11 protein-coding genes are annotated in these 10,313 nt (G+C 74.6%); 4 read left to right on the top strand and 7 right to left on the bottom strand.

All coding sequences use genetic code 11. The annotated features are described in order from the left end of the window. Positions 1-124 precede the first annotated feature (124 nt). The 5 genes from AB0I60_RS12570 to AB0I60_RS12550 form a co-directional block, all read right to left on the bottom strand. A complete protein-coding gene (locus tag AB0I60_RS12570; RefSeq protein WP_360728470.1) occupies positions 125-910 on the bottom strand; it encodes a type III pantothenate kinase in 786 nt (261 codons plus the stop codon). 13 nt (positions 911-923) lie between these two features. Continuing rightward, positions 924-1,472, bottom strand: a complete 549-nt coding sequence (gene panD / locus AB0I60_RS12565; protein ID WP_360728467.1) for an aspartate 1-decarboxylase — start codon at positions 1,470-1,472, stop codon at positions 924-926. An 11-nt stretch (positions 1,473-1,483) separates the two neighbouring features. Continuing rightward, complete coding sequence (panC, locus tag AB0I60_RS12560) at positions 1,484-2,374, bottom strand: pantoate--beta-alanine ligase (protein WP_360728464.1); 891 nt, start codon at positions 2,372-2,374, stop codon at positions 1,484-1,486. Then, on the bottom strand, positions 2,371-3,264 hold the full coding sequence (locus AB0I60_RS12555; protein ID WP_360728461.1) for a DUF2520 domain-containing protein: 894 nt from the start codon (positions 3,262-3,264) through the stop codon (positions 2,371-2,373). Before AB0I60_RS12555 ends, panC begins: the two co-directional genes overlap by 4 nt. Before the next feature lie 111 nt (positions 3,265-3,375). Beyond that, complete coding sequence (locus tag AB0I60_RS12550; RefSeq protein ID WP_360728458.1) at positions 3,376-4,554, bottom strand: PrsW family intramembrane metalloprotease; 1,179 nt, start codon at positions 4,552-4,554, stop codon at positions 3,376-3,378. A 30-nt stretch (positions 4,555-4,584) separates the two neighbouring features. Between AB0I60_RS12550 and AB0I60_RS12545 the strand changes: the two genes are divergently transcribed. From AB0I60_RS12545 to AB0I60_RS12530, 4 genes are all read left to right on the top strand, one after another. Beyond that, on the top strand, positions 4,585-5,517 hold the full coding sequence (locus AB0I60_RS12545) for an SAM-dependent methyltransferase (RefSeq protein ID WP_360728455.1): 933 nt from the start codon (positions 4,585-4,587) through the stop codon (positions 5,515-5,517). 47 nt (positions 5,518-5,564) lie between these two features. Further along, a complete protein-coding gene (locus AB0I60_RS12540; RefSeq protein WP_360728453.1) occupies positions 5,565-6,071 on the top strand; it encodes a MarR family winged helix-turn-helix transcriptional regulator in 507 nt (168 codons plus the stop codon). Between the two features lie 106 nt (positions 6,072-6,177). Further along, positions 6,178-6,624, top strand: coding sequence for a DUF1203 domain-containing protein (locus tag AB0I60_RS12535; RefSeq protein ID WP_360728450.1), 447 nt, complete (start codon positions 6,178-6,180; stop codon positions 6,622-6,624). 68 nt (positions 6,625-6,692) lie between these two features. After that, positions 6,693-7,766, top strand: a complete 1,074-nt coding sequence (locus tag AB0I60_RS12530) for an NADH-quinone oxidoreductase subunit D (protein ID WP_360728447.1) — start codon at positions 6,693-6,695, stop codon at positions 7,764-7,766. 66 nt (positions 7,767-7,832) lie between these two features. On the opposite strand, the gene AB0I60_RS12525 is transcribed toward AB0I60_RS12530, so the two are convergent. Together AB0I60_RS12525 and AB0I60_RS12520 are read right to left on the bottom strand one after the other, a co-directional pair. Further along, entirely contained in the window at positions 7,833-9,809 is a 1,977-nt protein-coding gene (locus AB0I60_RS12525) for a DUF6779 domain-containing protein (protein ID WP_360728445.1), read from the bottom strand. Between the two features lie 50 nt (positions 9,810-9,859). Continuing rightward, positions 9,860-10,312: a DUF3180 domain-containing protein gene (locus AB0I60_RS12520; RefSeq protein WP_360728444.1), complete on the bottom strand. Its 453-nt coding sequence runs from the start codon at positions 10,310-10,312 to the stop codon at positions 9,860-9,862. Position 10,313: the final 1 nt, after the last annotated feature.

Genomic DNA, 10,313 nt, shown 5'->3' with positions numbered 1-10,313 from the left:
AGGGTGGTTGTCTCCCGACCGGGCCACACGGGGATGACACGACGACCCACGCACTTCCGTCATCCTTGGCGGCTCGCCCGTCCGGCGAGGACTCTCTTGCTCTTCCGCCACTCAGGCACCCGACTCACCGCATGTTGCGCTCGAACACCAGCCGCAACCCCAGCAGCGTCAGATCCGGCACGTGGGCCTGGATGGTCGCCGACTCCGTCACCACCAAAGGCGCAAGACCCCCCGTGGCGATCACCGTCACCGGCCCGGGTTCGGTCACCTGCAACTCGTCCACGATCCGGCGCACCAGCCCGTCGACCTGGCCGACGAACCCGTACACGATCCCCGACTGCAAGCACTCCACCGTGTTCTTCCCGATCACCGACCGGGGTCGCACCAGCTCGACCTTGCGCAGCTGGGCGGCGCGGGCGGCCAGCGCGTCGACCGAGATCTCGATCCCGGGTGCCAGCGCCCCGCCGAGGAACTCGCCCTTCGCGGAGATCACGTCCAGGTTGGTCGACGTGCCGAAGTCGACCACCACGCACGCCGTGCTGTGCAGGTGGTGGGCCGCCAGGGTGTTGATCACCCGGTCCGACCCGACCTCCTTCGGGTTGTCGACCAGCAGCGGCACGCCGGTCCGCACGCCGGGCTCCACGAGCACCTTCGGCACCGCCGAGTAGTACCGCCCGAGCATGACCCGCAGTTCGCGCAGGACCGCCGGCACCGTGGACAGCGCCGAGATCCCGGTGATCTTGTCCGCGTACTCCCCGAGCAGCCCGCGCATGGTCAGCGCCAGCTCGTCGGCGGTCATCCGGGCGTCGGTGCGCATCCGCCAGTCCCGCACCAGCGCGGCCTTGTCCCCCGTCCCGTCGTACAGGCCCAGGACGATGTTGGTGTTGCCGACGTCGATGGCGAGCAGCACAGAACTCTTCCCCTCAGTTCTCGGCCTGGATCAACGCGTCCAACGCCGTCGCGTCCTCGGTCTCCGAAGACCCCACCGACAGCGCCGCCACGTCGGCACCCACCAGGACACCGCCCCCGGCACCGGCAACGGCAACGCCCACACCCACGCCGGCCGCCACCGCCCCGCTGACCAGCCCGGACCCCTCAGGCGCCCGAGCCGCGTCAGACCCCAGCTCCACCACCCGGTTGTCCGCGTCGACGAACACCACGCGCGGCCGGTACGCCCGCGCCTCCGCGTCGTCCATCTGCCCGTAGGCGATCAGGATGACCAGGTCGCCCGGCTGGACCAGGTGCGCGGCGGCGCCGTTGATGCCGATCACGCCGGACCCGCGCTCGCCCTCGATGACGTAGGTCTCCAGCCGCGCCCCGTTGGTCACGTCGACGATCGCGACCATCTCGCCGGGCAGCAGGTCGGCGGCCTCCATCAGGTCCAGGTCCACGGTCACCGACCCGACGTAGTGCAGGTCGGCCTGGGTGACCGTGGCCCGGTGGATCTTCGACTTGAGCATGGTGCGGAACATCGCCGTCCCCCTCACTCGTCGCCGGTGCCGAGCAGCACGGCGATGTTGTCGATCAGTCGGGTGGAGCCCACCCGCGCGGCGACCAGCAGCCGCGCGTCGCCGTTCTCCGGTGCCGGCCCCAGGTCGGGTGCCCGCACCTCCAGGTAGTCCACGTCCACCGACGGCTCGGCCGCGAGCACCGAGGACGCCGCCTCGACCACGGCCGCCGCGCCGCCGCCGCTCACGTGCGCGCCGGCCACCAGCGCGGCCGACAGCGCGGTGGCCGCCGACCTCTCCTCCTCCGACAGGTACCGGTTGCGCGACGACAGCGCCAGGCCGTCCGGTTCGCGCACGGTCGGCACGCCCACCACGGCGACCGGCAGGTTCAGGTCCCACGCCATCCGGTGGACGAGCGTGAGCTGCTGGTAGTCCTTCTCGCCGAACACCGCGTAGGTCGGCTGCACGATGTTGAACAGCTTGGCCACCACGGTCAGCACCCCGGCGAAGTGGCCCGGCCGGGACGCGCCCTCCAGCTCGTCGCCGAGCGGGCCGGGCGCGACCGTCACCGACGCGCCGGGCAGGTACACGTCCTCGGCGGCCGGCGCGAAGACCAGGCCGACGCGCTCCTGCCGGCAGACGTCCACATCGGACTCGAACGTCCTCGGGTACGCCGAGAAGTCCTCCGAGGGCCCGAACTGGGTGGGGTTCACGAAGATCGACACCACCACCACGGTGTTCTGCATGACCTGCGCTTCCCGGATCAGCTTCCGGTGGCCCTCGTGCAGCGCGCCCATCGTGGGCACCAGCGCGATGTTGCGCCCGGCGGCCCGCAGCGCGCGCACCACCCGGCGCAACCGCTCCGGGTCACGGTGCACCGTGACGTCGTTGGGCGCGTAGTCGTCTTTGGTGAGCGGCTTGGTCATCGGTCCTCAAGAGTGGTGCGGACGTCGGCGGCCGGTTCGGGCTTGAGCAGCCCGGCGGCCTGCGCGCGGTCGACGGTGCGGCGCGCGAGAACGCGGTACGGGGCAAGGGTCTCAGGCGCTGCGGAGGCCAGCACGCCCAGGTGCTTCGCCACGGTCCCGGAGTCACCGCGCGCGACCGGGCCGGTGAGCGCCCGGTCGCCGTGCCGCAGGACGTTGTCCAGCGCGGCCGACAGCAGCGGGCCGAGCATCCGCTCGGCGTCGCCGATCCCGGCCGTGCGGAGCAGGTCGGCGCAGTCCGCGACCAGCGTGATCAGGTGGTTCGCGCCGTGCGCGAGGGCCGCGTGGTAGAGCGGGCGGGCCGCTTCGGGGATGCGCACGGGCTCCGCCGCCATCTCCACGACCAGGGCCTCGCCGACGTTCCACGCCGCTTCGTCGCCGTCGGCGGCGGTCACGCCGACCGAGCAGGCGGTCAGCCGCTCGACGTCCTCGGACCGGCCGGTGAACGTCATGACCGGGTGCAGCGCCACGCACAGCGCGCCCGCGTCGCGGGCCGGCTCCAGCACCCCGACGCCCTGCGCGCCGCTGGTGTGCACGACGATCTGCCCGGCGCGCAGCGACCCGGTGGCGACCAGGCCGCGCACCAGCCCGGCCAACTCGTCGTCGGGCACGGCCAGCAGCACCAGGTCGGCCGACGCGGCGACCTCGGGCGGCGGCGCCACCGGCACGTCCGGCAGCAGCTCCTCGGCCCGGCGCAGCGACTCGCGCGACACGGCGGACACCGAGCCGACCACGTGGCCCGCCCTGGCCAGGGCGGCGCCCAGCACCGAGCCCACCCGGCCCGCCGAGATCACTCCGACGGCCAGCCGCGCGGGGCGGGGGGTCGCGTCCATGCGACGTACTCCTTCGATGGCGTTCCAGGCCCTGAGCGGGTACCGGACGACGGCCGCGAGCGTAGTCCCGGGCCCGCCGGGTCGACCTCGACTGCGACGAACACCACCCGCCTACTCCACCCGGCGGGCCCCGCCGGCCGCCTTGAGCGCACCGGGTGCCTCCACGGCGGCCTGACGTGCGGCGACCAGCGCGTCGAGCAGCACGGCGTGACGTTCGTCGGCACCCGTGCCGGCGGTTCCCAGCTTCATCCGGTGCCGCAGGAACGCCAGTTCGGTGGCGGCCACCTGGTAGCCGGCGACGGCCCGCGCCGCCTGCTCGCCGACCTTGCGCCGCACCGTGCGCCGCCACCGCCGGCGGCCCTGCAACGACGCCAGCAGCGTGACCTCGCTGGACGCGATCCACCGCCGCGCGGCCATCTCCGGGAGCTGGCCCGCGACGATCCGCTGCTCGCGCCGGCGCTGCCAGACCACCAGCCACACCATGCCCGCGAAGATCGGGACCATGATCAGGAAGTACAGGTTGATGAACGTCGACCCGGTGCCCACCGTGGTGGAGAAGTTCCACAGCGAGTGCAGCCCGGCCGCGCCCAGGTAGCCAAGCGCCGGCGCGACCCACCGCAGCGTCCGGTTGCCGCTCAGCGCCGCGATGCCGACCCCGATGCCGGTCATCGCCGTGAACAGCGGGTGCGCGAACGGCGAGAGCACCCCGCGCAGGACGAACAGCGCCACGACCCCGCTGGACATGTCGCCCAGCCCGCTGTCCACGAACACCCGCGCGAAGTAGTAGATGTTCTCCGTGTAGGCGAAGCCGGCCGCCGTCACGCCCGCGTAGACGATGCCGTCCACGACGCCGTCGAACTCGTCGCGCCGGCGCAGGAACAGCGCGACCACGAACGCCGCCTTGGTCGCCTCCTCCACGATCGGCGCTCCGACGACGGCCGCGAACGTCGACCCGTCGCCGTTGTTGATCAGCTCGCCCAGCACGTGCGCGGTCTGGTTGAACACCAGGGACGTGATGGTCGCGCCGCACGCTCCCCACGCGAACGCCAGCAGCAGGATCTTCGCCGGTTCCGGCTCCCAGCGGTCCACCCAGAGGAACGCGCCGAGCACGGCGGCGACCGGCACCAGCGCGGCGACCGCGCCGACCAGGATCGGGCCCACGCCGATCTTGCTGGTGCCCAGGCCGAGCAGGATCAGGCCGGACGCGCCCAGCGCGACCAGGCCGGCCACCGGCAGGAGGACTGTCCAGCGGCGCTGGTCCACGCGCTTGCGGGCAGGGGAGGCGGTCACAGTGGGCAACCTTAAAGGGACACTTGACGCATGGAGGACTCGGAAGGGGCGTGGCGCACCGCGCTGTACGGCCCGCAGGGGTTCTTCACCCGGGGCTCGATCCCGGCCGACCACTTCCGCACCGCCCCGCTGATCGGCCCTGAGCTGGCCGAAGCGCTCCTGGTGCTGCTCGACCGGGTCGACGCCGGGTTGGGCAGGCCGCCCCGGCTGGACTTCGTGGACGTCGGCGCGGGCGGCGGCGAACTGGCGGCGGCCGTCCGCGCGCTGGCCGGCGGTCCGCTCGCCGAGCGCCTGCACGTGACCGCCGTCGACGTCGGCCCGCCCCGCGCGCTGCCCGGCGTGGCGTGGGTGCGGGAGCTGCCCGCCACCGTGCACGGCCTGCTGGTCGGCCACGAGTGGCTGGACGCGATCCCGTGCCCGCTGGTGGTGGGCCCGCACGACGACCCGTGGCTGGCCCGCTGGTGGCCGCTGGGGCCGGGCCGGCACGCCGAGGTCGGCTCCACGAGGGACCGGGCGTGGGCGGACGCCGTGGGTCGGGTGCGGGGCGCGGCGCTGGCCGTCGACTACGGGCACCGGAAGGAGGACCGGGTCGCGGGCCGGTACCCGGAGGGCACGTTCGCGGCCTACCGCGACGGCCGCCGCGTGCCCCCGGTGTTCGACGGGTCGTGCGACCTGACCGCCCACGTGGCCCTGGACGCGTGCGCCGACGCGGCCGGCGGCGACTGGGTCCTGGTCTCCCAGCGAGACGCCCTCGCCGCCCTCCTGCCCCCTCCCCACCCCGACGCGAGCCGGCCCACCCGGACGCGCAGCGCCGGCATGGCGTGGCTCGACGCGGCGGCGCGCGCGTCGCGGGTGGCGGAACTCCGGGCGGTCGACGGGCTGGGCTCGTTCGGCTGGCTGCTGCACGGCGTGGGCGTCCCGGTGTCGGACCTGCTCCCACCGCTCCCGCCGTGGCGGCCCTGACCGGACGAGGTTGGCCAACCAGGTTGTCCACCCGCACACTCACCACCGTGGACCACGACCCCGCGCACCCGACCTCCACGCCCACGCACCGAGCCACCCACCCGACCGCCGCGCAACCCGTCTCGATCCTCCTGGCCAGGACGTTCCGCGCGATGACCGACCGCTTCCACGAGCGCCTGGCGGGCCGGCACCGGGAACCGCTGCGCCCCGCGCACGGCTTCGTCCTCCGGTACCTGGCCGCGACGGAGCACCCGACCACCGTCGACCTGGCGGCGCACCTGGGCGTGTCCAAGCAGGCGGCCGGCAAGACCGTCGCGGAACTGGTCGAGTGGGCCTACGTCCGGCGCGAACCGCACCCGACGGACCGCCGCGCGCAGGCGCTGGCGCTCACCGACAAGGGCCACGACTACCTGGCCCTGGCCGACCGGCTGTGGACCGAGCTGGACGCCGAGTTCGCGGCCCTGATCGGCGACACCGCGTTCACCGCCCTCCGCGACGGCCTCACCGGCTACCTGGACCACACCTCCTCCGCAGGCATCCGCCCGGTCTGGTGAGCCCCCTCGCTCCCACCAGTGCCCTCGGCTCCCACCCGTGCCCCAGGCCGACCGCCCCGTCCGAAGACCGCCGGCCGCCCGCCCACCGGACGGCCAGGCTTGCCGCATGAGGATTCACGCGTTGCCCGCCGACGTGGTCGAGCGGGCCCGGAAGCTGGCCGGCACGGACGAGTTCCACGAGCTGCGGGACGAGTCGCCGGGTGCGCCGCTGCGGTGCTGCCTGCGCAAGGCCGGGGTGGGCGAGCCGCTGGTGCTGTTCCGCTACACGCCGACCGCCGGGCGCGGCCCGTACGAGGAGCTGGGGCCGGTGTTCGCGCACATGCTGGCGTGCGACGGGCCGGCCGTGGCGGACGAGGTGCCCGAGGCGTTCCGGCACAACGCGCGCACCCTGCGGGCGTACGACGCGGACGGCCGCATCCACGGCGGCGAGATCGCACAGCCCGACGAGCTGACCGAGCGCATCGAAGAACTGCTGGACAAGCCCGAGGTGGTCGAAGTGCAGGTGCGCAGCGTCTCCCACGGCTGCTACCTGTTCACCGCCACACCGAACTAGCTAACCACCGCCGCCGCGCACCGTCACCACGAGGCGGCACCCCCGCCTCGACGTGCGAGCATGGCGGGGTGGAGATCACCGTTGGCGTCGGTGCCGGGGCGCGTCACCTGGGCGTGGACCGGGTGGTCGACCTCGGCCCGCTGCACCCCTCCGCGCACGGCGCGTACCGGCTCCGGCTGACCGTCCGCGACGACGAGGTCATCACCGCCGCCGAACCGCTGGTCGGCCACCTGCACCGAGGTGCCGAGAAGCTGTTCGAGGTGCGCGACTACCGGCAGGTGCTGACGCTGGCCAACCGGCACGACTGGCTGGCCGCGTTCTGCAACGAACTGGCCGTCGCGCTCGCCGTCGAGCGGATGACCGGCATGGACGTCCCGGCCCGCGCGCAGGCCCTCCGGGCCGTGCTGTGCGAGCTGAACCGGATCATGGCGCACCTGGTGTTCCTCGCACCCCTGACCGGCCCGGCCGCCGCGCGCGGGCGGGAAGCCGTGCAGGCGGTGCTGGAGGAGGCTTCGGGCGGCCGGATCCACTTCATGTTCAACCGGATCGGCGGCCTGCGCGAGGACGTCCCGGCCGGGTGGACCGACCGCGTCCGCGCCGCTCTGTCCACAGTGGACGTCGGTGGCATCCCGGACGGGTTGGCCGGGATCGGTGTGCTGACGAGGGAGGCCGCGCTCGCGTACGGGGTGACCGGTCCGATCGGACGGGCCAGTGGCGTCGACTTCGACCTCCGCCGCGACGACCCGCTGCCGGGCTACCGGGGGCTCGGCGTGACCCCGGTGGTGCGGACCGGGGGTGACGCGCTGGCCCGGGTCGAGTGCCTGGTGGACGAGGTGCGGCAGTCCGTGCGGCTGGTCCGGCGGTGCCTGGACGACCTGCCCGGCGGGCCGGTGAACCTGCGGCTGCCCAAGGCGGTCAAGGCACCGGAGGGCTCGGTGTACACGAGGGTCGAGGCACCGCTCGGCGTGTCCGGGGTGCATTTGGCCTCGCGCGGCGAGAAGACGCCGTGGCGGCTCAAGCTCCGGACGCCGTCGTTCAACAACGTGCAGGCGCTCTCGGCGCTGCTGCCGGGCACCGGGGTGGACGACCTGCCGGCCGTGCTGGGGTCGTTCGCCGTCGTGGTCGGCGACATCGACAAGTAGTCCCCGCCGACCTCCGCCCGGCACGACCTTTCCAGGTCCCCCGCAGGTCCCCCACCGATTCCGGGGTCAGTCCTCGCCTCGCCGCCGACGCCGACGCGGCGACTCGCCCCCGCCGAACGCGGCGAGCAGCTCGCTCACCGACTTGCCGTCCGCGTGCGCGCCGGCCGGGGTGGGCTCGGGTTCGGGGGCGCTGCGCCGACCGGTCGGCCGGTCCTCGGCCCGCCGCCGGCCACCGCCGTCCTCGGCCGCCCGCCGCCCGGTGGACAGCTCGGCCGACGAGCGCCCGGCGGGCTCCGCCGTCACCGGCAGGTACCCGCTCTGCTCGGCGGCCCGGGTGCCGACCGCCTGGTACCCGCGCTGCTCGGCGGCGCGGTCGCCGACCGGCTGGTGCTCGCCCAGCTCGGCGGCCCGGTTGCCGACCGCCGCCTGGTACCCGCTCTGCTCCGCCGCCCGCGTGCCGGGGGCGACGTGGTAGCCGCTCTCCTCCGCCGCGCGGTGGCCCGGGGTCGGCGCGGCCTGCTCCGCGCGGTTCCCGGCCGGCGCGGGGTGGTGGCCGCTCTGGTCGGCGCGCTTCGCCGCTGCGGGGACGGGCTGCTGGTAGCCGCTCTGCTCCGCCGCCCGACGGCCGGGCCGGACGGGTTCCGCGCCGGTCACCGGGGGGAAACCGCCGGTCCGCTCGGCGGCCGTCGGCGTGGTGCGTCGCGCCGGCTCGGGCCGGGCCTGCTCGCCTGCGGGGCGACGGGCGGGCTGGTCGGCCTCCACCGCGTCCCGGCTGAACATCTCGGTCCGCTCGGCGACCCGGCTGCGCCGCTGGACGGTGCGCCCGGTGCGGGAAGTCTCGGTACGAGCAGCCTCGGCACGAGGAGCCTCGGCACGAGCGGCCTCGGGGCGGGACGCCTCGATCCGAGCAGCCTCGGCACGCGCGACCTCGGGCCGGGACGGCTCGGGCTTGCGCGCGACGGGTTCCGCCGGAGCCTCCGACCGCCCACCCTCCGACCGCCCACCGGCAGAACCAGCAGAACCGCCGACACTCCCACCAGCACCACCGACACCGGCACCACCGCCGACACCGACACCGGCACCGCCGACCCGGCTGCCCAGCACCGCGCCGCTGCCCATGACGCCCGGCGCGGGACGGGCCGGGGTCTTCACGTCGGAGAAGAAGTCCGCCTCGGCGGACTGCCGGGCCGGTTCACGCCGGGCCTGGTCGGCGGTCCGGCCGGCCGGTCGCCCGGCCAGGTCCACCCGGCTCACGCGCTCGGTCGGCTCCGGCGCGCGCGCCGCCGTCGCGGGGCGCTGCTGCGCCGTCCGCGCCGGTTCGCGCCGGGTGGCCTGGGCCCCCTCGCGCCGGTCGGGTCGGCTCGGGTCGGGCCGCACGGCGTCGGGGCGCACGGGTTCGGGACGCCGCACGGTCTCCTTGCGCGGGGCCTCGTGCGCGACGCGCTCGATCAGCTCCGTGCGGTCCGGCGCGGAGGGCTTCTCGACGGTCTTCTTCACGGTCGTCTTGGCGGGCCCGGCGGTGATGATCCGCTGGTCGCTCACCGCCATCACCCGGGACTGGTCGGACAGGGCGCGCATCCGGGTCGACTCGGCGCGCAGCGCCACCCGTTCCACCAGGACCTCGCCGCCGAGCAGGGCCTCCAGGTTCTCCCGCAGGGCGCGCAGCTCGCCGCGCAGCGCCTCCAGGTCGTCCTTGGCCTCCTCCTGCACCCGCTTGCGGGTCTCCGCCTCGATCTCCAGCTCGTACTCGCGCCGGGCGGCGACCTCGCGCTCCAGCTCCAGCTCGTACACCGACTGGAGGTCGGCGACCTCGTCCTCGGTGTCCACGACCTGGCGGCGGTAGCGGGCGGCGAGGAACGCGCCGACCAGCGCGGCCCACAGCGCGGCGACGACGGCCAGTCTCAGCCACCGGGCGTTGTCGCTCAGCACCAGCACGGCCGCGGCGCCCAGGGCGAGCGCCAATGCTGCTACCAGCAGTAGTCGCCCGGAGCCCCGACCGTGATCTTGCTGCTCGTCGTCCTGCGACGTGCCTCGCCCGGTCATGGCGTCTACCGTACCGGTCAGTTACCCGATTGAGACCTCCGCACCGGTATTCACCCGTCCCGGTGGGAATCTTTGGGCGTCCGGCAGCAGTGCTCCAGCCACAGCGCCGCGCCGATGAGCAGCACCGCGCAGACCAGTCCCACGACCGCGCTGACCAGGTCGTGGTCGGCTGCCTCGACGTCGCCGCGCGCGGGCAGCACGTAGATCAGCACGCCGGCCCACGCGCCGGCCATGATCGCGCCGAGCAGGGACGACGCCTTGGCCAGCGCCACCGCGCGCGCCGCCGTCAGCGGCTGCACCGGTTCGCTGCCGGGTTTGCGCTGGATGCGGGCGCGCAGCGAGAAGGCCAGCACCAGGTCGACCGCCGCGATGACGAGCAGGGTGAACCCGGCGAAGGTCGGCAGCGGCGGGAGCGTGTCGTAGGCGAGCCGGAGCAGCAGGTGCGCGAGCAGGCCGGCGATGATGCCGGCGGCGAGCAGGTCACGGGGCTTGGTGAACCTCACG

Source organism: Actinosynnema sp. NPDC050436, assembly GCF_040655415.1.
In the GTDB taxonomy this organism is placed as follows: domain Bacteria; phylum Actinomycetota; class Actinomycetes; order Mycobacteriales; family Pseudonocardiaceae; genus Actinosynnema.
The sequence above is the reverse complement of the archived record's forward strand: the minus strand, read 5'-3'. Positions and strand labels throughout refer to the sequence as shown.

Bases quoted from the DNA above. Each gene is read 5' to 3' on its own strand.
- panD (WP_360728467.1), bottom strand. From the start codon at position 1,472: ATGTTCCGCACCATGCTCAAGTCGAAGATCCACCGGGCCACGGTCACC.
- panC (WP_360728464.1), bottom strand. From the start codon at position 2,374: ATGACCAAGCCGCTCACCAAAGACGACTACGCGCCCAACGACGTCACG.
- AB0I60_RS12555 (WP_360728461.1), bottom strand. From the start codon at position 3,264: ATGGACGCGACCCCCCGCCCCGCGCGGCTGGCCGTCGGAGTGATCTCG.
- AB0I60_RS12545 (WP_360728455.1), top strand. From the start codon at position 4,585: ATGGAGGACTCGGAAGGGGCGTGGCGCACCGCGCTGTACGGCCCGCAG.
- AB0I60_RS12535 (WP_360728450.1), top strand. From the start codon at position 6,178: ATGAGGATTCACGCGTTGCCCGCCGACGTGGTCGAGCGGGCCCGGAAG.
- AB0I60_RS12525 (WP_360728445.1), bottom strand. From the start codon at position 9,809: ATGACCGGGCGAGGCACGTCGCAGGACGACGAGCAGCAAGATCACGGT.